The organism is Rhizobium sp. CFBP 8752, from assembly GCF_014842035.1.
Taxonomy (GTDB): domain Bacteria; phylum Pseudomonadota; class Alphaproteobacteria; order Rhizobiales; family Rhizobiaceae; genus Neorhizobium; species Neorhizobium soli.
The window spans coordinates 1,491,857-1,512,252 of sequence record NZ_JACYUZ010000001.1; the positions used below are offsets into that span (position 1 = coordinate 1,491,857).

Annotated in this window: 19 protein-coding genes; 15 read left to right on the forward strand and 4 right to left on the reverse strand. The window is 55.7% G+C overall.

Going from position 1 to position 20,396, the window contains the following annotated elements:
- The first annotated feature begins 8 nt into the window (after positions 1-8).
- Positions 9-1,304, forward strand: coding sequence for an HlyD family type I secretion periplasmic adaptor subunit (locus IFT59_RS07070; protein ID WP_062580782.1), 1,296 nt, complete (start codon positions 9-11; stop codon positions 1,302-1,304).
- 31 nt (positions 1,305-1,335) lie between these two features.
- On the opposite strand, the gene IFT59_RS07075 is transcribed toward IFT59_RS07070, so the two are convergent.
- Positions 1,336-1,581 carry a DUF982 domain-containing protein gene (locus tag IFT59_RS07075; protein ID WP_062458038.1) on the reverse strand — a complete coding sequence of 82 codons (246 nt, stop codon included), beginning with the start codon at positions 1,579-1,581 and terminating at the stop codon, positions 1,336-1,338.
- Positions 1,582-1,936: 355 nt separating this feature from the next.
- On the opposite strand from IFT59_RS07075, the gene IFT59_RS07080 reads away from it, so the two are divergent.
- The 7 genes from IFT59_RS07080 (at position 1,937) to IFT59_RS07115 (ending at position 9,234) form a co-directional block, all read left to right on the forward strand.
- Positions 1,937-3,481 (forward strand): hypothetical protein, encoded by a 1,545-nt coding sequence (locus tag IFT59_RS07080; protein ID WP_192086453.1) that lies wholly within the window; start codon positions 1,937-1,939, stop codon positions 3,479-3,481.
- A gap of 360 nt (positions 3,482-3,841) precedes the next feature.
- Positions 3,842-4,537 (forward strand): hypothetical protein, encoded by a 696-nt coding sequence (locus IFT59_RS07085; protein ID WP_192086454.1) that lies wholly within the window; start codon positions 3,842-3,844, stop codon positions 4,535-4,537.
- Positions 4,538-5,090: 553 nt separating this feature from the next.
- Positions 5,091-6,257, forward strand: a complete 1,167-nt coding sequence (locus tag IFT59_RS07095; protein WP_192086456.1) for a DNA cytosine methyltransferase — start codon at positions 5,091-5,093, stop codon at positions 6,255-6,257.
- Positions 6,254-7,120 carry a hypothetical protein gene (locus IFT59_RS07100; protein WP_192086457.1) on the forward strand — a complete coding sequence of 289 codons (867 nt, stop codon included), beginning with the start codon at positions 6,254-6,256 and terminating at the stop codon, positions 7,118-7,120. The genes IFT59_RS07095 and IFT59_RS07100 overlap by 4 nt, the downstream gene beginning before the upstream one ends.
- A gap of 18 nt (positions 7,121-7,138) precedes the next feature.
- Positions 7,139-7,927 carry a hypothetical protein gene (locus tag IFT59_RS07105; RefSeq protein ID WP_192086458.1) on the forward strand — a complete coding sequence of 263 codons (789 nt, stop codon included), beginning with the start codon at positions 7,139-7,141 and terminating at the stop codon, positions 7,925-7,927.
- 74 nt (positions 7,928-8,001) lie between these two features.
- Complete coding sequence (locus IFT59_RS07110; protein ID WP_192086459.1) at positions 8,002-8,235, forward strand: hypothetical protein; 234 nt, start codon at positions 8,002-8,004, stop codon at positions 8,233-8,235.
- 741 nt (positions 8,236-8,976) lie between these two features.
- Positions 8,977-9,234 carry a hypothetical protein gene (locus IFT59_RS07115; RefSeq protein ID WP_249407511.1) on the forward strand — a complete coding sequence of 86 codons (258 nt, stop codon included), beginning with the start codon at positions 8,977-8,979 and terminating at the stop codon, positions 9,232-9,234.
- A gap of 14 nt (positions 9,235-9,248) precedes the next feature.
- Here the strand turns inward: IFT59_RS07115 and IFT59_RS07120 are convergent, their stop codons facing one another.
- Together IFT59_RS07120 and IFT59_RS07125 are read right to left on the reverse strand one after the other, a co-directional pair.
- Positions 9,249-9,404 (reverse strand): hypothetical protein, encoded by a 156-nt coding sequence (locus tag IFT59_RS07120; protein WP_192086461.1) that lies wholly within the window; start codon positions 9,402-9,404, stop codon positions 9,249-9,251.
- Positions 9,404-9,985, reverse strand: coding sequence for a hypothetical protein (locus tag IFT59_RS07125; RefSeq protein WP_192086462.1), 582 nt, complete (start codon positions 9,983-9,985; stop codon positions 9,404-9,406). Before IFT59_RS07125 ends, IFT59_RS07120 begins: the two co-directional genes overlap by 1 nt.
- A gap of 1,497 nt (positions 9,986-11,482) precedes the next feature.
- Between IFT59_RS07125 and IFT59_RS07130 the strand changes: the two genes are divergently transcribed.
- From IFT59_RS07130 to IFT59_RS07145, 4 genes are all read left to right on the forward strand, one after another.
- Positions 11,483-13,021: an AAA family ATPase gene (locus IFT59_RS07130; RefSeq protein WP_197978032.1), complete on the forward strand. Its 1,539-nt coding sequence runs from the start codon at positions 11,483-11,485 to the stop codon at positions 13,019-13,021.
- 4 nt (positions 13,022-13,025) lie between these two features.
- The gene (locus IFT59_RS07135) at positions 13,026-13,889 is read left to right on the forward strand and encodes an HNH endonuclease (protein ID WP_192086463.1); all 864 of its coding nucleotides are present in this window, start codon (positions 13,026-13,028) and stop codon (positions 13,887-13,889) included.
- 49 nt (positions 13,890-13,938) lie between these two features.
- Positions 13,939-14,496 (forward strand): hypothetical protein, encoded by a 558-nt coding sequence (locus IFT59_RS07140; RefSeq protein WP_192086464.1) that lies wholly within the window; start codon positions 13,939-13,941, stop codon positions 14,494-14,496.
- Between the two features lie 128 nt (positions 14,497-14,624).
- The gene (locus IFT59_RS07145) at positions 14,625-14,885 is read left to right on the forward strand and encodes a DUF4113 domain-containing protein (protein ID WP_192086465.1); all 261 of its coding nucleotides are present in this window, start codon (positions 14,625-14,627) and stop codon (positions 14,883-14,885) included.
- Here the strand turns inward: IFT59_RS07145 and IFT59_RS07150 are convergent.
- The gene (locus IFT59_RS07150; protein WP_192086466.1) at positions 14,846-15,400 is read right to left on the reverse strand and encodes a hypothetical protein; all 555 of its coding nucleotides are present in this window, start codon (positions 15,398-15,400) and stop codon (positions 14,846-14,848) included. The two genes, IFT59_RS07145 and IFT59_RS07150, sit on opposite strands and share 40 nt — an antisense overlap.
- A gap of 710 nt (positions 15,401-16,110) precedes the next feature.
- Between IFT59_RS07150 and IFT59_RS07155 the strand changes: the two genes are divergently transcribed.
- From IFT59_RS07155 to IFT59_RS07165, 3 genes are read left to right on the forward strand one after another with little or no spacing between them, the layout of a single operon-like run.
- A complete protein-coding gene (locus IFT59_RS07155) occupies positions 16,111-17,424 on the forward strand; it encodes an SIR2 family protein (RefSeq protein WP_192086467.1) in 1,314 nt (437 codons plus the stop codon).
- Positions 17,382-17,960: a hypothetical protein gene (locus tag IFT59_RS07160; protein WP_192086468.1), complete on the forward strand. Its 579-nt coding sequence runs from the start codon at positions 17,382-17,384 to the stop codon at positions 17,958-17,960. Before IFT59_RS07155 ends, IFT59_RS07160 begins: the two co-directional genes overlap by 43 nt.
- Positions 17,957-20,002 carry an ATP-binding protein gene (locus IFT59_RS07165; protein WP_192086469.1) on the forward strand — a complete coding sequence of 682 codons (2,046 nt, stop codon included), beginning with the start codon at positions 17,957-17,959 and terminating at the stop codon, positions 20,000-20,002. Before IFT59_RS07160 ends, IFT59_RS07165 begins: the two co-directional genes overlap by 4 nt.
- The last annotated feature ends 394 nt before the right edge of the window (positions 20,003-20,396 follow it).

A 20,396-nucleotide genomic window follows, 5' to 3' on the forward strand; every position in this document is an offset into this window, starting at 1 on the left:
GTCTCAACATGACAACAGCCGAGCGATCGCTGAAGCGCCATATCCTGCTCGTATCGACGTTGAGCGTGTTGCTTGTCGGCGGCATCGGCGGCTGGGCGCTCAGCACGACATTGTCGAATGCGGTGGTCGCCGAAGGCAGTGTCGTGATCGAGGACAATGCCAAGAAGGTGCAGCACCTGACCGGCGGTATTGTCTCCGAGCTGCTCGTCAAGGAAGGCGCGCATGTCAAAGCGGGGGACGTCCTGCTGCGGCTGGATGGTACGTCGCTCAAATCCAATCTCGGCATTACCAACAGCACGCTGGCACAGCTTTACGCGCGGCGCGCGCGGTTGCAGGCGGAACGCCGCGGTGAGGAGAACTTCACGGTCAAGGAAGCCGAGGCCGCAGGTATCAATTCCCAGACGAACCGCATCCTGATCGAAGGCGAACAGCAGTTCTTCCTCAGCCGTCGCGCCTCGCTCGAGGGTATGAAGAAGCAGCTCGCCGAGCGGAAGAGCCAGCTGGCCGAAGAAATTGAGGGCGCCACACTGCAGATCAAGTCGATCGACGATTCGATCGTGCTGATCGATGAGGAACACACGGCTATCAGCTCGCTCTACGAAAAGCAGCTCGTGACGATGCAGCGTGTCAACACGCTGAAGCGCCAGCGCGCCGAGCTTGACGGCAATCGCGGACGGATGATCGCGACGCGGGCGCAGGCGCATGGCCGCATCAACGAGATCAACCTGCAGATCCTGCAGCTCGACGAAGACAGACAGACGGAAAACGCGCGTGACCTGACCGATGTCGAGGCAAAGATCGCCGAATCAGAAGAACGCCGTATCGCCATACAGGACCAGCTCGACCGTCTCGACGTTCGCGCACCGCTTGACGGTTACATTTATCAGCTGGCGCTGCACACGGTGGGCGGCGTTGCCAATCCGGGCGAGGCGCTGATGCTTCTGTCGCCGGAGACGCGCAGCCTGACGGTCGAGGCGAAGGTCGCTTTGCGCAGCATCGACCAGTTGAGCGTGGGACAAAGTGTCGACATCCGCTTCAGCGCGTTCGACCAGAAGACCACGCCTGAAGTCCAAGGCAAGATTTCGTCGATCTCGCCCGATTCGGTTGTCGATCAGCGTAGCGGCGCTGCCTCCTATATCGTGCGGATTGCGCCTGATGCAGGCGATATCGCGCGGTTACAGGGCCTGTCGCTCTATCCAGGAATGCCCGCGGAGGTGTTTATCAAGGTCGCCGACCGGTCGGTCATCTCCTATCTGACCAAGCCGATGATGGATCAGATCAACCACACGTTCCGTGACGAGTGAGCGGAAAGCGACCAATAGGAAGCTATTGGTCTCAGGCGCTGACGAGAACGCCGGCTTCCTCGGCAGCAGCGACGAAGGCCGCACGGGCGTCTTCCGGCTTGCGTTTTCCACCATCCACTTCGGCGCACACGATCAGCGCACGGTCGATCAGCGGACCGTCTTCGACAGGCCAGTCCTCGATCATCGCCCAGGCCGCAGCCTGGGTCGTTTCGACTGTCGTTTCGACAGGCGGCTCGCCAATCAGGACGACGACAGGTTTTGACCAGGGGTTGTTCATCATCGGGGGAATTTCACATGATTTGATGCAGGTCGAAGACTACGGAACATCTGAAGTCCATCTTCGCCAGCGTCGAGTTTCACCACATTATCTGGATAAATGGTGAGAGCGCAGGGGTTCGAACCCTGGACCTACTGATTAAAAGTTAGTCGTTTCACCATTTCTCGCAACATAATCGAAGACTCCGGCCGCGTCAATCCGGAAACGAAGTCTTGTAAGCTGCTGATTTCCTTATTTGTTATACAATTGTTGACCAAAACGGGTGTCCTTGCAAGACCCAAAGTCAATGGGTTTGGCTTTCCCGTCGCCTGACCCTATGCTGACCCTCCGTTTCAAACGGGGTCAGGAGGGTCAATTGGTAGCGGTCAAGATCGACGGAAACACGATGCAGAGCGCCCAGAAGGCCGCCAAGCGCGGAGAGGCGATCGAGTACCGCGACAAGGAGGCTCCCGGCCTCGCGATCAGGGTGAAGTCGGGGACGGCCTATTTCTGGTGCGTGACCTCTACATTCAAAGTGTCTATCGCCCCCGTCGGGTATTTTCAGCCCGATCAACTCGACGGCATCCGTGCGCTCATCCCGCGCCTGAAGCATATCAAAAAGGAAGGCGGCGAACCCAAGCACCTTGTAGCCGAGTTCGTCGGCGGCGAGCGTGACGTGGAGAAGGCCGAGAACAAGGCAGGGCTTCGCGCTGGTGAATGGACATGGGAAGCCATGCGCGATGCGTTCCTCGAACACCTGAAGGACACAGGCGCGTCTAAGTCGTATTCCAACAACCTGTCGGCGCTCGGTACCGATCCGAACGGCGCGCTGCACGACGATTTCAAAACGCTGCATGGCATGCCCGTCAAATCGATCACACCGAACGAACTGGCGGCTGTCACCCGAAGCATCATTCAACGCGGGAAGCTGAAGGAAAAGGCCACCAAGCGGACGAACTACCCGCAAGCCAGGTTGACCCATGCCGCGATCCAGGCCGTGTTCGCGTGGGCGACGAACCCGGAGAATCAGGACGCATCGGGGCTGAAGCTGAACATCGCCCGTCTAGTGCGTATGCCGAAGGCGCCGAAAATGGAGGCCAAGGACCTTCGCCCTGAGGACATAGTCAAAGCACCTCTCGCGTCGCCGAAGCTCATCGCCAAGTTTGCGTTCCAGTGGTCCGTCCATGACCCGATCACGAAAGACTGCACACGGGCCGCGCTGGTCCTCCAACTGCTGACCGGTCAGCGGATTGCCACGGTCCTTAGAAGTTTCAAGGGCCAGTTCATCCGAACACCGGGTAAGCCGTGGGCTTTCGTCTGGGCGCTAGGACCGGACAAAACCGGATCATACCGCGCGCTGCCTTTGCCTGAGGTCGCTTCCTCGATCGTCTTCGACCAACTCAAACGCGCCCGGGACGACAACCGTTACCTTTTTCCACAGCTCAGAAAAGGCAAGGGCAGGCCCGACCGCGACGGCCACCTGTCGGACTCGACGACTGCCGACGTCACGGATCGCGCCCGTGCCGTAGGCGGCTCTCTGCCGCGGACATTCAAAGGTAGCCACGACTTCCGCCGGGCCTTCACGAGCCACCTCGGCGATTGGAAAGCGTTAGGGTTTGACGACAAGGAGTCCGTGGAATTGGTCACCCACCGCAACGAGGGAGCGGAGTCGGTCAGTCAAGCGGTCTATAACCTTAATCCGCTGCTCCGCGAAAAATATAAGGTGTTGCGGACGTATCAGGACCTTCTGATCAAGGCGGCCGATCCGAAGTTCGACGGCGACTATTCGATGTACGCGCTGGAAGACGCATTCGAATACGAACAGCTCATCGACCAGCATAATGAGGAATACTTCGACGACATCCGCGCCGAGATGGAGAGGAACTATGATCCGTCGGCGGACAAAGACCCCGACGACTGAAATGAAAAAGGCCCTCCGAAGAGAGCCTGCTCGCCTTGATCAGGGAACTTGATCTTGCGTGCGGGAGGTTCAACCTCCTCTTGCCCCACCCGCAGGTGGAGAAACGTTAGGGCCGAAGCCCGCCGCGACCGCAGCCGCATCGTGGTGGCAAGAAGGATTCGAACCATCGACATGCCGCACATCTGACCGTCTCACGCCTGCAGGTCGGGATCGGATCGTTTGGCGCTCTACCTCTCAGCTACTGCTACCACATGACGACTGTGCCGGACATCTACGCGCGATGAAATAGCCGACGGAAACTGGATTGCCGATACGTATGTCATGGTGCAAATGTACGCTGGGTGAACCGGGGGAATACTGATGACTGCCACTGACAAAGCGCAGAAAGCTTCGGCGGCGTTCGCGCTTCTGATCATCGCCGGGTTTGTCGTTCTTGTGATATACGGCAGCATCAAAAGCTTCAGCGACGCTCGCGCGAAGAGTGCCGAGGAAGCCAGCGTCATGTCCGAAATCGAACGCGTTGAAGCGTCGTCGGACGCCCCCGCGCTCAAGAGCAGGAAGGTCCTCGAGCTGGCATGGTCGTCATGGGATGTTGTGAGCGCGGTTGATGCCAAGTATTCCGAGAATTATTCTCTCAACCGAGTAGGGCTGCACGTGCAAGCCGGGTACAATCTCACCGAACCGCTGTCGCCGCCGATCTTCGACAAGGCAGCGGAACTGACTTGCATCATCCGCGTCCGTCAGCTGGACACGAAAAGTTCGACGTTCATCATCGACAACGACCGTGCCTATCGATCCGCGAAGAACGATATCGAGGTGTGGAGGCCATACCTTGCCGACTACGGCAGGACTTGGGGAAACTGCGCGTACCGTTTCAGGGTAATGCTTGAGCGTCACATGGCTCGTCTCGAGAATGAGAAGAGCGTCTCAGTCAAGGAGATTGGAGCCAAGGTCGGGCAAGCCACCAACGAGGTTGGCAAATGGTGGGACAGTGCCACCAAGCCGTTGTCAGATGCGGTGGATGAGTTCAAGTCCGGCTACAACTCCGGAAAATAAGAGTCTCAGGCTACACGTCGAGGCTTAACTTCGACCAACGTCGTTTCGGCGGACGGACTCTGCGTAGGCCTAATTTTGAGGAGATTCGGTGTCAGCCGATAACAAATTCTGGTTCCAGCTAGTCGTCCCGGAGGGAATCGATCTTTCGAAGCCCGGTATCTACCAGTGGACGCTCGCTGGTGTCGGGACATACATCGGACAGTCGCGAAACCTGCGGTCGAGGCTGCGGGAATACGACAACAACGTCAGGAAACAGACGTTAGGTTTGCCATACCGCAAAAGCAGGCCCGATGCCTTTCGCGCAGTTCATCGGCAGCTACACGCGGCCAAACTGGCGGGTATCGAAGTCACGGTGACTGTCCTAGAGAACTGCGCACTCGAAGATCTCAATGCGAGGGAGCGTTACTGGATAGCAAGCAGAGCCACATTGAACGGTCGACTTTTGAATACCATGGTTTGAAAAATTCCATGGAAATAGAACGCACAGTGAACAAAACTGGTTCACTTTTACCCAGGCTGTTGATAACCTGTGGACAAGCATACGGAGCGCCTGATGTCGAATCCCACATTTTACGAGTTTTTCGCGGGTGCCGGGATGGCGCGGGCCGGGCTCGGCAAGGACTGGACGTGCGCGTTCGCCAACGACTTCGATAAGAAGAAGTCAATGACCTATCAGCTGAATTGGGGTTTGGGCGGAGAGCTGGAAGTCGGCGACATCCGAAAGGTTACCATCGACAAGCTCCCAGGCATCGCGGATCTGGTATGGGGGTCGTTCCCCTGTCAAGACCTTTCCCTCGCAGGAGGCGGAGCAGGCCTCAGGGGCGAGCGTAGCGGCACCTTCTATCCGTTCTGGGACATCATCGCCGATCTCAAAAAGGACAACCGTGCGCCGCGTGTGATCGCTCTTGAGAACGTCAACGGCGCTCTGACGTCGCACGGCGGCAAGGACTTCGCGGCGATCTGCGAGACTTTCACCAAGCACGGCTATCGTTATGGCGCCCTTGTTATCGATGCAGCGGTCTTCGTGCCGCAGTCCCGTCCGCGTCTGTTCGTCGTCGGAGTTCGCGAGGACATCAAGATCGACGAGGCGTTGGTTGCTCCGGGGCCGACAATACCGTTCCACACGCGCGGGCTGCGCAACGCTGTAGAGCGTGTTCCGGCGATGGCGATGAAAAACTGGATTTGGTGGAACCTGTCGATGCCCGCAATGCGTACGACGACTTTCGCCGATATCATTGAAGAGAATCCTGTCTCGGTGCAGTGGCACACGCAGGACGAGACTACGAAGCTTCTGGATTCTATGTCGCCGCTTAACCGCGCCAAGGTGGAAGCCGCCAAGCGTGCGGGCCGTCGGATGGTCGGCGGGATCTACAAGCGTACGCGTGTGGACGCAGAGGGCCGTGGTGTGCGTGCGGAAGTTCGTTTCGACGACGTCGCAGGATGTCTTCGCACGCCTGCAGGTGGCTCGTCGCGCCAAACCATCATTGTGATCGACGGCAACACCGTGCGCAGCCGTCTTATCTCTTCTCGAGAGACCGCGCGTCTTATGGGCATGCCGGAGACCTATAAGCTTCCCAAGGCCTATAACGAGTCTTACCATCTCATGGGTGACGGCGTTGCCGTCCCGGTTGTGCGCTTCCTGGCTCGTCATTTGCTCGAGCCCCTCGCAGGTGTACTACTCTCATCGGAAGAATCATCCGATGAGATACACGCCGCATGACCGCCGAATCTCCGATACCCTGTGTTGCCAACGCCGAACTCCGTCGGCGCATCGAAGAGTACGCCGAGGTCCTGAAGACGGAAGCCCACAAGCTTGGCGATCATGGTCTCGATGAGAAGGAGTTTTATAACTCCGGCCTCTTCCGCGGCGCTGTGGAGCGAGTGCGAGGCCAGTATTCCGCCACCATGTCCGAGAAGCGCGAGTTCGTTCGGCACGTCCTCAATTACATGCAGGATCAGGGTGCCATCAACGAATGGACATCTGCGGGCGAGAACAACCGTCATGACTATGTGGTGGAACTGCTCGACGGCAAAAAGGCGGCTATCGAACTCAAGGGCTGCCTCGACGGTAACAACACCAATATTTTCGAGCGTCCTCCGCACGTCCAGGAATTCATCATCTGGTCGGTCTGCTCAAACCCTGGCGCATCGCCACCACATAACGCGTGGTCAGGCATCCATACGAGGCTTTCGGCGGAAATCATCTCACGCAGTCAGCGTGTCGATGGTCTGATAATCTGGGACTGGGCATGCGGTACCATCGGTCGCCCGTGTCCCAAGGTCAACGTGGGTGGTGCTCCGGTCACGACTATCGGTCCATACGAGTTGCCCCCGCCGTGCATCTACCTGTTCCCTGGAACCATTCCTGCTCCGCGGAACAACCCGGCGCCGCCACCGCAGGCCATTGAACAGGTGGGCATCCTCGAGGCATTCCATAGGTGCTTCGGCGGAAACGATCACCACTTGCATCAGGTCGGGTTCTCCGTCGAGTATCAGGGTGTAGAGACCGTCCGGACGACCACCATCACCCGTAATGGAAGCGTCGTGAAGCAGTCGGCGCCGTCGCCCATCAAGCGCACGTAGTAGAGGCGAGGGGCCATCGTGAAAGATCACCTTGTCAGAGTAACGTTCACAACTGATGAGCTTCGGAAGATGCCGAAGGTCCATTCGGGGTTCTTCGTTACCTCATGCCTTGCGATCAACGAGATCGGTCTCTCATTGCGGCTGTTTCTGATGTCCATGAACGCTCGATCAAAGGAACGGCCGATCAGCGATCCTGCGCTTGAGGAGTACGCCTTTGCTCAATATCAGATGGTCGAGCGTGGTCTGGGCTCGAAGATCGTCGAGTATCTGAACTTGCTCGGAGACTACCAGACCAGGTGCGACAGAGCCAATGACAAGACAATGTCGGAAATGGTCGATCCTGTGTTGGAGCATGTGCGCGACTTCATGAGGGTCGGTCCGGCGTACGATCTCGCCGTGTGGTACCGCAACCACGCGTCTTCGCACTACAACATCAGCAAGATCACAGACCTGGTGATGACGGGTGACATAGGCGACGAACACAACATCTATCTTCATGAGCAGGCGGGCAACGCCAACTATTTGCTCGGCGAGCAGATACTCCTGGCCAAGCTCTCCGAGGGTGGAAAGTCGCCAGAGGATACCGCCGCTACTTTGGCGGCTTACGGGAAGTGGGTCGAAGAAGCTGCTCGCTACGTTATTGACGTTCATCACAGCTTCAGCGTCGCGTTGTTTCGAAGCTTCTTCTCAGAGAAGATAGGTCAACGATTCGAGATAAGCCCCGAACCTCACCTCGTCGCCAAACCGACAGAGGCTATACTCCCAATCCTCTGGGACTTGTCAGATCTTCCGAAAAAGCGGCCTTGACTCTTCCAGCATTGAGAACAAAATAGGAACAAATTCGTTGACTCGGATTCTTTTCCTAACTCTTGAGATCGCCAATGCCAGTCCAGCTTTCTCTCGATGTCATCGCCGAAGAGGCGGTTGCGGCGCCACAGGACGTCGACCTCGCGCAATCGGTCCTGAATGCTTGTGGCGGCGATCCGCTGGTTGCAATCCGCGAACTTCTGGCTGACGCCGATTTCCTTCGCGATCAGCTCTACATAGCGGCCCGGGTCGTGTCGTCGGCCATGGCGAGGGGATGGAAGCCCAAATACGAGCGGCCGACGCTGTAAGTGCTATGAGGAGCAATCGCTTGATAGACCTTTCGCGAGGAGGTCGAGGTCAGCCCGTTTATCTCGGCGAGCTCGACGATGTCATGCGCGATATGCGGGACATGATGGACTGGGAATGCATAGGAGGACGGTGCGGCCAGTGCGAGCGTGAGGCGTGGCTTAATAGATGGGATCTACAACGAGGGAGGTCTTCGATCATCCTCAGCGAGGTCGCCAGGCGCCTTCGCTGCCGCGCGTGCGGAAATACCACGGGCAACCGAATCATTCTCGGCAGGCTGCCAAGAGATTGACTGACCGCAGCACTCGTATCTAGAACACGTCTGTTTTGGGAAGGACAAGCATGAAGACTCGACGGAAGCCGACGCAAGAGGAAATCGGGGCGATTTTCGGTTCCGACAAGATGAATTCATTAGCTCTCGTTGTGTACCCGATCTATTTTTGGTGGATGTCCTCCGAGGTCGAGAAAGCGAAGACCCCTCAGGACCTAGCACTCATCAACGCGACTCCGAGAGCTGAGGCGTTCTGGTTCTACTGCGGACTCGTCTTGAGCATACCCGTAGTACTTGTCATCATGTTCTTCATGTCGGGCTTCCGAGGCTCTTAACCCTCCGATCGCTATATCTCGATGGGCACCTTGCCGGAGTCGTGCGAGCCCGGCATAGCTGTCGGCCGAAACGACTGGAGGCTCGCATGTCTTATGGATCACCTGCACACACAGCAGCCTTGGGAAACTTGGGTGGAATGATGCTCATCGCGGGCGGCGCGATGTCGCTCGCACAGGGAATCTCCGCTGGCTTGGAGGCTGCGCGCGAGGCTCGCCGCGAACGGGCGTATTACGACGCTCTCAGTGCTGCGCGCCACCACGCCGCTGAGGTCGAGCAGATGGCGCTGACGGCAGTGCGACTGGTCGCGGAACTCGAAGAAGAAATCGCTCAACTGCGCGCAGCCTGCGGTCAGAGCCAGGATGTCATCGACGTCTTGATGAGCCGCCGTGCATGAAAATTCCAGACATCTCAGATAAAGAATGGCAACTGCTCCGCCGAGAGTACGGCGACTACGCATACGAGCATCCCGAGCGCCATCTTGAGATGCTGGCGCTTATCCGGCGCCCGAGGCTCGTCGTAGACAACACCAAGAAATAAGGCCGCCTCGTGGGCGGCCTTCGTCATCAGCGCTTGCGGATCGCGAAGGGCTCATATTCGTGCGCCTTCTCGAGCCTCGCCTTAACTTTCCACATGATGCGCTCGTGTTCGGTCATGCCTGCGGGCGCCTTTGGAAGTGACTGGGGCTTCACTTTAGCGAGCGAGGGAACCCCGTATATGTCATGCTCCCGGCCGTCGATGAACTTCCGGATCTTCGAGACCCCCGATGTCGCAAGCGCCCTCAGGGCGGCGTCGTCCATGGTGCGCAGCGCGACAAGCACGTCGCGGTCGAGGGTCTTCGGGAGGACGAACCTGGGGCGGTCTTCTCGGTGCGTGTTGCAGTATTGAATGACGGTGTCGATGCCTTCGCGATCAAGCGTGTGAACGGCCGCCGAGCGCTTCCGGGCCTCGAGGAATTCATCTAGGATATCCGCTTGCTTGACCTCAGGTTCGTAGGGAGCAGGAATGGGCTGACCGCCGCCGAGTAAGTCGAACGGCAGGCGGACGATGCCGCGAGCCATCTGAAATCCCCATTTCGTTACAGCAGCCATACCCGAGAACACCGCTGCAATACCTGCCGCCAAGGCGTTTACGATTGTCTTCAACACTGATCTTCTCCCTCTATCGTAAGTGAACACTGCGGCAACTCGAAGAAAGAACAAAATAATAATGTCTATTTTGGTGTCTATTTGCTTGTCTATTTCTTCGTCTAATCACACCATATTTAAACGAACACGGTGTCCGTCAGAGGGATATACGATGAAACATAAGACACGTCCTTCGTGTTTTTCACAAACTCTACGGGGAGATGCGAATAACATGTGAGAAGTGCGACATGCCGGGCCTGATCGCTTCTCAAGTCGGCAAATCGCGCCAGACTATCAGACAGTACGCATGCGACCCGGACAGCAAACAACACCGGGTCCCGCCGCTCGCGGTCCTCGACAAAATGCGGCAGCGCGTGATTCACGAAGACGTCCATCGCCCTGCAATACTGAAGAGCCTCTCTACAACGGACGTCTATAAGGTCGCCCAGATAACGCTTGCCGACTACGAAGCGGCTCTGGACCTAGCTGGTGCGATCCGTTTTGCAGTTGTCCGCAGGGCGCGGCGGTCATTCCGGCGCTCTCGGACGACGCGAGGCTGCGGCATCAGTGGCGACAGGTGTATTTCGGCGGGGATGTAGAGCGTGCCGACCTGGCGATCATAGCAAACGTGGATATCCATGACGTCGCGTGGGGAGATCGTGAGCACCCTACATTCGCGATCCAGCCGACCCAAGTTATGGTGGCTCAGGCGACTAAAGCGCTGTCCGGACGCGAAAGGACCGCGGCATGAACAGGGGGAATGCATTTTTCGAAACGAAGCTCACCGAGGGTAAGGAAGTTGAAGCAAACGTAGCGGTCACGCCGAAAGTTCCTGTCCCGCTCACTCGACCTGCGGTTACCAAAATCGCGTCGTCATCCTGCGCCCGAGGGACGACGGGACGATCGGGCAGAGGACCGCGGTGGCTGCGTTCCTTCGGCAGGACCCAAATGTCCTCGTCGAGCGGATCAACCTGCTTCAGGATTACTACTGGAGAGGCTCTCCATAGCATCTCGCACGGCGGGTTGAACTGGAAAAGGAAGAGTGCCGCTAGTAGGACAAGGCATAAAAAAGACCGGGGAAGGAAGGTGCTTAGCGCGGTCTTCTTGGCTGCGGTCCAGGTGTTTTCGGGCGTCCTGCAGTAGGCTGCGGACCGCCGATATACGAAACACCGATCGAGATCGCGCTATGTCCAACTACGGGAGCACCCGCCTTTTCGACGGGGCGGTCGAGGGAGACATGGCCGTCGCGATGATTGATGAAGAAATAGCCGATTTCGCCCCAGCGCAGAGCATAATGCCAGCCGCGGTTCGTAGCACGCTGAAGTCTTTTCCGTCGGACGCAGGCCCTCCGGTCCTTCGCAGGGTAACGAAAGTGAATTCAGAATGAACGCATCATTCATTTATTTTCTCGACGTTAGATCGGATGAAAGAGCGTGCGCTCGCCTGGCGCGAAGACTGTGTTTCCAACAACCGTCTTTACGAACTTCGTATCTAGCGGCATATCATCCGGAAAAGAGGATGAAATTCGTGATTCGATTTTTACCCGTTCCGCGAGGAGTGAGTTTGCCCTCAGAGGGAAGTAATACTGTATATCTACAGGTAGATCATTGGAATGACTTCGCGTTTGTCACCTTGATGTATGTGAGGATTTTCGACGAGCACGGCAGTATGCACGATCTTGGGACCGTGAAAATCGGCTTTCAGGGGCAGACTGAAGAGACCGATACATATACCACTCTCGCACCATCGTTCAACGACTTGGGAAGCACGTACTTCTCTGTCGGGACAGATCTAGAATACTATCAGAAGTTGATGAGTGACGTATCCGAGGCCTTTCGACAAGATTACCTATCGGCCTTGCGTGATGTTGCTTACAACGATGGGTCGCTAAAGATAGCTCGTGATGAAAAAGTATTTCGGACGTCTCTTCTGCGCACCTTGAGTATAAATACAATCACGGACCAGTTCCGACGTATTCTCGAGGGTGGCGTACCTCTGACCGACTACAGCTTTCGCTTCACGCAAGACGCAATGGAGCGCCTAGCGGGCTACCAACTAGACTTCAAGGTCAATGCTGGTTCAACTCCTCCGACTAACATACATGCTATCATTGGAAGAAACGGTGTTGGAAAGACCACTCTACTCAATAATATGACCCGTGCCGTAATGGACAAAGACTATAACGCGGGACGTTTCGAGGTGTTCGAACTTTGGGCACATCAGCCGATACGGAATGGCTACTTCAGCGGTATTGTTACGGTCTCGTTCAGCGCATTCGATCCTTTCAATCCACCGGAAGAGCAACCGGATCGTTCTAAAGGAACCTGCTATTTTTATGTCGGGCTCAAAAGTTTCGCGGACGAAAGCGGCGCTCTACTCAAGTCCCAGAATGATCTTGCAGATGAATTGGTCACGGCGTTGGGCATCTGCTTGAGTGAACGTTCCCGCGCAGCCCGGTGGTTAGAGGCGATTAAGCTTCTCGAGTCGGACGACAATTTCGCCGAGATGAACCTGAGTGTACTAGCAGATTTCCGCGATGTTGCTCTTGAGCAGCAGACGCGGGGCAAGTTGCGTCAAATGAGTTCGGGGCACACCATTGTGCTTTTGATAATCACAAAGCTAGTAGCCACAGTGGACGAGAAGACGCTCGTCTTGTTCGACGAGCCAGAAAGCCATCTCCATCCTCCACTTCTATCTGCATTGATCAGATGTCTGAGCATGCTCCTGTCTAGTCGCAACGCAGTCGCGATTATCGCCACACACTCTCCCGTGGTTTTGCAAGAAGTACCTAAATCTTGCGTATGGAAGATTACTCGAGCCGGACTATCATCGTCGTGTATCCGCCCTGAAAGTGAGACTTTCGCAGAGAACGTCGGAGTTCTGACCAAGGCCGTGTTCGGTCTTGAGGTATCCAAATCGGGGTTCAATGCACTTCTATCTGATGAAGCGGCGCGAGCACTTACATACGAGGATGTAGTCGAGGTCTTCGGCGGACAATTGGGATTAGAAGGTCGCGCAATCCTGCGCTCTATCATGCATCGGTCGCAGCAGCAGTAATCAGATGAAGAAACTTTTTGCCCCGACCGTTTCGTTTCGTACCGCAATAGATACCGCGGCATCCGGAATTGGTAGCGGTGCAGTAAGAAAGACATTTACCGATGCTTTATTGGGTGCAGTGCATATTGAACTCGCATATCGAGCCTCTGCTCAAGCGGCAACTCTTTTCAACGAACCTCGAATATCAGGCACAGGCGATCCCCAAGTCCACAACGGTCTACGTAAATCAGACTTAATGAAGTTGTATACTCAATACTTTGTTCCTGAAGACAAACCCGCACGACGACTCTACGACGCGATAAAGGTCACAGCGAACGGGAAATGTCCATTATGTGGTGGGATCGGTCATGTCAGAACACTCGACCACTATCTTCCGAAGGCGAATTTTCCCTTGTATTCAGTCATGCCCGGCAATCTTGTTCCGTGCTGTCGAGATTGCAATTCTGAAAAACTTAACTCTTTTGCGAGCGAGCACTGCCAGCAAACCTTGCATCCGTATTTTGACCACGACAGATTTTTCGCTGAAAAATGGGTTCATGCAAGAGTGGTTCCCACAATGCCACCTGTGCTGGAGTATTTCGTTAGTCCTCCTGACGGCTGGAGCGATGGTGATAAAGCGAGAGTGTTGCATCATTTTGCGGACTACGATCTTGCTGACAAATTCTCCGTCGAGGCAGGTGCTGATCTGCCGGAAACCATTTTGACAAGGCGGACGACAATGTCCGATAACAGTCCAGAAGAGTTCTCGGTTTATCTTGCAGAAAAAGGTGGAAATCCTGAGCTGCCTATAAACAATTGGCGGCGAGTCATGTTCGCAGCACTGTCGGTGGATGTTTGGTTTTGCAGTCAGACGTTCGCTGTCATTTGATATACGCTATTTCGCAAAACGATACCCATTGAGAGAAGGGCGTGACAATATGGAGACAGCAAAACGGGAGTCGGCGTTAGCTCGGTTGGACTTTGAGCGGCTAAGCTTTGACTACGAAGAGCTTCACGAAAGGCTCACCGCTTCAGAAGACTGGGGAAAATTGGTCGTTTGTCACATCTACCTCGATCATATTCTGACAACTTCTTTAAAAGACCACATGCCGAAAGCGGGCCTGTATCTCGATAATGGATACAAAACATTTGCGGACAAGGTTTCGCTTTGTCAGGCTCTGAACATCCTCGATGACGAACTGGCTAGAACGCTCAAGTCGATAAATTCGCAACGAAATAAATTCGCACATCGCCTAGTGTTTGATGTCCCGAACGAGACCAAACTAGCGCTCTTCAAAGAATTTTCTCCTACGCGCCCCGCCCAGGATGTTTTAGCTGAAAATGGCTTTTCGAGCTTTTTGATTACGGTCGTGATGCTTGTTGAAGCTGAGCGGATCTACACCCAGATCATCGCTGAGAAATCCAAGGAAATAGCGGTGCACCGTGAAAAGATGCTCGAGCTTGCGATAGACATGTTCAAAAAACGCAACGACTGACTGCCAGTCGCTTGGTTATGTCAATGCGTACTCTCCGATCTACTGATACGAACCGCGCCGGGTTTTTCGGAGACCTCAATTTTTTGAGGAGTAGTGTCTATGACACCCGAAGCGACCAGCCCGCTTGAATGGCGCGGTCGATTAGATCGCGGGCGGGAAGGTCTAAGACGTCCTCGCATGTCAGGCGGCTTTCAGCGGCCCGTGAGGCCGTTAATGATCGCTGGGGCAAGGAGGCCCTTATCCTCGCGTCAGAGGGTTTTAAACATCCCTTTGCGACTAAGGCTGACATGAGATCGCCGCGCTACACAACGAGGATGCGGACTTGCCCGTTGTTCGAGCGTGATCCGGTTCAGGGATCATCGCCTGTTTCATCGGTGACCGTCGGCTGACCAAAAAGCATTTCCCAACCCGAACGACTGATGCGTATGCCATCGTCGGCCAGTTCATCAGCGCGATCTTGCTCGCTCGGGTATCGGATCAAATAGCGGATTTCCCCTATACGTGCGTCCATTTCAATCAGATCGTTAATTGTGAAAGTCGCTCGTATTAGTTCTTTTTTTTTGGCCCGCACAGCAACAACTTCGTCAGGCTTGTTGGCATTCCATTCCCAACGAGAATGAACTACGGCTTGGCGAAAGTCGGTGAGCAACTGGATCATGTCGTATTGTGCCTTTAGGACGGCTCGCCTTTCATCGTCTTTCGGCTCGGCAACCCGCTCTAGCCATAAGTCTAGCACTAGACCGAAATTCGTATTGCTCATGGCTTTTGGCAGTGGGTCTAAGTCGGACATGGCAACAAGTGTCTGCTCGAAAATATCGGCTTCCAAATATCCCCACTGCGATACGATAGAGCCGATGAGATATGTTTCGCGCTTGGAAAGACTGGTTTGTAAAGCAATGCGCATAAGGAGAAATCCTCAGAATCTTGCTGCATTATGTCTTCGGGGCACCGTAGAAGAAGTGATAGTATGAACCGCGTCCATTCCGTGCGGCTCTTAGGCGTCCACTGAGCATTTTTGGCCTTGGCGATAGAGCAATTCTAGGGCATCGGCTGCCATCGTGTCTACAGGCTTGAAATACCGTTCTTTGAGCGACGGCTGGATCATGCCCCGTCATTTCATACAGCCGTTCTTGAAATCCTGTAGCTTCCGGCGCCTTTCCTTTAGAAACCTCCTTGCCGCCGTAGCCCTCGACAAACTCCGTTACCTTGCTCGAAACAGCCCAACGGCTAAGGTAAACGCAGGAATGTAATGGTGCTTTATGGGCGGATTGTCTGATTTCACGGAATCGATATAGCAGATCGCTAACACCTAAAAACAGTATGTTTCGCCGTCATCTAGGACGGCCAAACCCTCCTCATTTGCCGCCTCGATACAGTCAGTCCTAGCGTCTTCGGACCTGTCATCTTCGCTACTGCGAAAGACGGCCTTACAGACCATTGAAGACAACAATGCGGGGCGATTGGTTCCTTGGTGCTTAATCTGCCGTTGAAGCACGGAGCGGAGCGACCTGCTTAGTTCCTCGATGTGAAGAGCGGAGGTCGTGATGGCATTGACTTTTTTGTTACGAACTACGAGAAATCAGCTTTGATGGCTGCACTTATCACAGGAAATCGATGCCTCTTAGCGTTGAGATAGCTACTAAACTACTTGGCGCAATTGAGACTAATACTCTTGTGTTTTTGTGCGGAGCGGGACTGTCTATACCTTCGCCTAGTTATTTGCCGAGCGCGGCGCGGGTTTCCCAAATATGCTACGACAAGTGGCTCCCTAACGAGAACCTGGACGCGGCGCTGAAATACGACGTCGATGCACTTGCTGGGCATTTCCACGCGCGGGGAGACTTCGCCGCAGTCTTCATTCCATTGGTCCCCTGGAACGACCTAGCGGGCGAATTTAACCAAGGGCACGTCGCGATTTCGGATATGCTCGTAAGCCGCGCCGCTCATGGGGCTTTGTCTGCCAACTTCGACACAATGATCGAGACCTGGGCCGAAAAACATAAGGTCGCGATGCAGGGCGCTCTGACGGGGCAGGAAGCGACGACCTTCCAAAGCGTTTCAAATCCACTCTTGAAATTTCATGGGTGCATGCGCCGTGCGCGAAACGACACATTGTGGACGCAGGGTCAACTCGTCGAACCTGCGGTTGCGGATCGAGTCCAAAGCTGCTCGAACTGGATGAACCTGCATTTGCCAGGCAAACACCTAGTGGTCGTAGGCTTCTGGACCGATTGGGGTTATCTAAACGAGGTACTTGCTGCAGCGTTCAACGTAACCAACGCGTTGTCCGTCACCGTTATCGACCCCAACACCAGTGCCGAACTGCAGGGGAAGGCACCCGATCTTTGGGAAAAACTCAATGACCTAAGTGGCAGCTTTACCCACATGCAGGAGTCCGGCGCTGCCGTACTAGAGGAACTGCGACTCGCTTATTCCCGAGTGTGGGCGCGCAAGTTCTATGCGTTGGGCAAGCCCCTAGCCGATAGGGCAGGTGTCATACACAATCCCGACGCCGATGCTTTAAACTGCGACCAGATATTCGACCTGCGCCGCGACGCCCAAGGTGTGTCTTATGCCCACGCTGCCACTTTGAAAGAACCGCCAGCCGGTGCTGCTGAAGCAGCCTTCGCCCATATACAGCTCTTATCCTCGGGCGCAGTAGCCGATGGATCATGGCTGAATGTCGCAGGGAGATCGGTCAGAATCGTGAATGGGCAAGGTCAGGGCATCGATCAAATGCGCGAAGGTCATAAAGAACCCACGACACTTACACAGGCTGACATTGTCCTGTGCGCAGGTGCTGTTGATCTAGGCGTTCCTGCGAAACTGATCGCGAGTGGAAAAGGATCGAGCGTTGTCAGTCCGGCAGCGGGCGGCGGTGCGAGATGGCTGACAAGAGCCTCAGCGTTGGCGGAGCTTGGATTGTGATCGATCTTGTTTCTACAGCTCAGGTGTTGCTTCGTCGTGCGGACTATCATGTGCGTCTCTCGTCACTGCGGGACAGCCCGATGATCTGCTTTGAAGATCAGGCGCTGCTCGGCTTCTGCTGCGCCTTCCCATCGGCCGGGGAGTTGATCAGAAATTGGAAGTCTTACGAAACCGAAATTCTCATAAGATTCGCCCCGAACTTTAGGGCCGCAGGCGACAAGGCCTGGAATGTTTACAGCATATTCTTGTGCGACAACGTCGCGACTGACATTGAAAGGCGGGAAATTACTTGGGTGGAAGAGGACCTAGAAAGAACGCGAAAGATCGCCGCGGCGGGCATTGCGAACCGCGAGGACCTGGCTCGCGTCCTGCTGCCAATACTTCCAATACAATATCAGCCTCGGCTGCTGGAAGGTGACGCAGTCGAACGGCTTCACAAACGACTTCGCGACATCTCTGAAAAAGCTGCTGCCGTGGCACTTGATGATCAAACACCCGCAGCTGAAGTGGTTCGACTTCTTGGTGAACGATCATGAGAATATCGTTTGTCGAACTATCCGGATTTCGTGGGTTCAAGGAGACGACCCGTTTCGTTTTTCCCGCTGGGTTCGTCGTTCTAACAGGTCGTAATGGCGCAGGGAAAAGTACTGTCCTTGACGCAGTGGACTATGTTTTGACCGGGACGATAGACAAGTTCGCTGTAAAGGGTGCCAAGGGAGGCGGGCTTGATAGTCATATTTGGTGGGTCGGCGATGGTGCCCCGTCGCATCAATACGCTACAGTTGGCTTTGTTGATGATCTTGGCGACGTGTTCGAGATTTCGCGAAGCAGAGATCGCGGGCTTAGCCTCAGCCTTGACGAACTTGGCGCCCTGTTATGCAACGGAAGTGTCGGCACGGAATGGGCACGCACCCTCGTGCAGACTACGCTGATCCGGGACGAGACGCTGGCTAGTCTAAGTATGGACCTGCCCGAGCAGGCTCGCTTTGAAGCCGTTCGGGCCGCCATTGGAGGACTTTCCGGTCCAGATCATTCCGCCCGCACCGGAGAACTGGTCAAGGCGGCTCAGGCAGCGCGATTGGCCCAGGAAAACAGATTAGCACAAATGCAGGCCGAACTCGGACGTTCGCTTTTCGTGCTAACGGAAGCTCGAAGTGCAGCGGAGCTGCAGCTCGATGTGGCAGAGGCAGAGGCGTCCATACAACGCATAGCGCCCTCTCTCGATCGGGGGGCTTCGGACATTGCCGAGTGGGTCCGCCGCTTGATTGCTATGCGAAAGCAATCTGTCCAGACGATCGAAAGCGTAGTTTCTAGTGCCGTACGCCTCGCAGACGAGTTTGCCTATTTCAACTCCGAAGCGTCCGCGCAGGATATTGAGCGGACCGAGTTCCGGCTCGCGACGCTGCGTGATGAGTTTGGAACGGCAAACTCCGATGTCCGGGCTGCAGAAGCTGCTGTGGCGGTGGAGCGGTCGGCCGACTCATTCGCCTCTCATATGATCTCGCTGCTAGGACACGGAGAACAAATCGGCCTCCAGGACGGGCATTGTCCGCTTTGCGACGCGGCACGCAACGACGAGGAGTTCAAGGCAGCAATCAGCGCCATGAAGGCTCGCTTGAGCACCCGCGGTGAAAGTGCTGCTACCGCTCAAGCTAGGCTGGCTGCCGTGTTGAAGCTGAAAACCGACATCGCCGCTCAGATCGAAGCGTGCTCGGCGATGTTGACAATCCACAACCAGCGGCGCGCCAAAATGGCCGACGAGTCAAAGCGCATACAAGCCGCATACGCAACGTTTGGGATCGACAGTGAACCTTCGGATATCGATGGGGCACGCCGGGCTGCCTTGAAATGGCACGAGGACACTGCTGAATTGGAGCATGCGTTGTTCATTCTCGAGGCGTCAGCAGCGCACGACCGAGTATCCTCTCTGGAGGCTAGAGTGGACGCGCTTAGAGCTTCCATGGAAGAAGAAGAAGTTAAATTTGCCGCCGCGGACCGGGCGCTTGAAGCGGCAAAGCAAATCGAGAAGAGCGCTAAGTCCGTTGCCAACCAGGTCCTGACAGAGCAGTTCGACACAGTCATGCCGCTGCTAAAAGAACTCTATCAGCGGCTCAGGCCGCACACCGACTGGCGTGAGATAGAGACCGACTTCGGCGGCAACATCCGCGCATCCCTCAACTTCACCGTGGGTGATGGCAGAAACCCACAGTTCCTCTTTTCGAGCGGACAGCGCCGTGCGGCTGGCTTGGCGTTTCTGCTCGCTATTCACCTTTCGCGACCGTGGTCTAAACTTCGGTCGCTGCTGCTGGATGATCCGGTTCAGCACATCGACGATTACCGAGCCCTGAACCTTGTTGAAGTCCTGTCGTCGATCCGTCGGTCAGGTCAGCAGGTGATCGTCGCCGTTGAAGACCCGGCGTTGGCGGACCTGCTTTGCCGTCGGCTGCGCAGTAGCCCAGAAGAACGAGGCCGACGGTTTGAGCTTTCGATGAACTCGAAAGGCTCTGCTGCTATCGCGCGGTCGGAGGAGGTCCTGCCTATGCTTTCGCAGGTCCTCAATTTTGAGCGGGCATCTTAGAGGGCGCTGGAGATGCTTTTTTGCCTACGTCGATGGCGTCAAGCGGGCACCCCTGATAAGAGGTAAACGCACCTTGTGTGACTGCGGGGCGCGCTGACAGCAGTGCTACCGATACAGAATGTGCATCATGGGCGCGCCACCTGTTGGGCGACTGCGATCCATGGAGCGAGCCAGAAGGCCCGTGGCGTCGTTGGTGAAAGTCGCAATTTTCATTGCAAGAATGTGAGCTACCCATAACTGCCGATACGGGGAGCGGCATCGAGCGGATATTCTCGTCGATCGCACGGTCGAGGAGTTGCAGCACTCGTCAATTGGCGACGATGGACGTGCTGGCGAGTACGCTTTGGTCGCCCTGTCGGAAGTAGAATTTGTTGAGGCAGTACGGACCTAGCCG

Excerpts from the sequence above, each read along its gene's own strand:
- IFT59_RS07070 (WP_062580782.1), top strand. The coding sequence starts at position 9 with ATGACAACAGCCGAGCGATCGCTGAAGCGCCATATCCTGCTCGTATCG.
- IFT59_RS07075 (WP_062458038.1), bottom strand. The coding sequence starts at position 1,581 with ATGAACAACCCCTGGTCAAAACCTGTCGTCGTCCTGATTGGCGAGCCG.
- IFT59_RS07085 (WP_192086454.1), top strand. The coding sequence starts at position 3,842 with ATGACTGCCACTGACAAAGCGCAGAAAGCTTCGGCGGCGTTCGCGCTT.
- IFT59_RS07095 (WP_192086456.1), top strand. The coding sequence starts at position 5,091 with ATGTCGAATCCCACATTTTACGAGTTTTTCGCGGGTGCCGGGATGGCG.
- IFT59_RS07100 (WP_192086457.1), top strand. The coding sequence starts at position 6,254 with ATGACCGCCGAATCTCCGATACCCTGTGTTGCCAACGCCGAACTCCGT.
- IFT59_RS07110 (WP_192086459.1), top strand. The coding sequence starts at position 8,002 with ATGCCAGTCCAGCTTTCTCTCGATGTCATCGCCGAAGAGGCGGTTGCG.
- IFT59_RS07115 (WP_249407511.1), top strand. The coding sequence starts at position 8,977 with ATGATGCTCATCGCGGGCGGCGCGATGTCGCTCGCACAGGGAATCTCC.
- IFT59_RS07120 (WP_192086461.1), bottom strand. The coding sequence starts at position 9,404 with ATGACGAAGGCCGCCCACGAGGCGGCCTTATTTCTTGGTGTTGTCTAC.
- IFT59_RS07130 (WP_197978032.1), top strand. The coding sequence starts at position 11,483 with ATGAAATTCGTGATTCGATTTTTACCCGTTCCGCGAGGAGTGAGTTTG.
- IFT59_RS07135 (WP_192086463.1), top strand. The coding sequence starts at position 13,026 with ATGAAGAAACTTTTTGCCCCGACCGTTTCGTTTCGTACCGCAATAGAT.
- IFT59_RS07140 (WP_192086464.1), top strand. The coding sequence starts at position 13,939 with ATGGAGACAGCAAAACGGGAGTCGGCGTTAGCTCGGTTGGACTTTGAG.
- IFT59_RS07145 (WP_192086465.1), top strand. The coding sequence starts at position 14,625 with ATGGCGCGGTCGATTAGATCGCGGGCGGGAAGGTCTAAGACGTCCTCG.
- IFT59_RS07150 (WP_192086466.1), bottom strand. The coding sequence starts at position 15,400 with ATGCGCATTGCTTTACAAACCAGTCTTTCCAAGCGCGAAACATATCTC.
- IFT59_RS07155 (WP_192086467.1), top strand. The coding sequence starts at position 16,111 with ATGCCTCTTAGCGTTGAGATAGCTACTAAACTACTTGGCGCAATTGAG.
- IFT59_RS07160 (WP_192086468.1), top strand. The coding sequence starts at position 17,382 with ATGGCTGACAAGAGCCTCAGCGTTGGCGGAGCTTGGATTGTGATCGAT.
- IFT59_RS07165 (WP_192086469.1), top strand. The coding sequence starts at position 17,957 with ATGAGAATATCGTTTGTCGAACTATCCGGATTTCGTGGGTTCAAGGAG.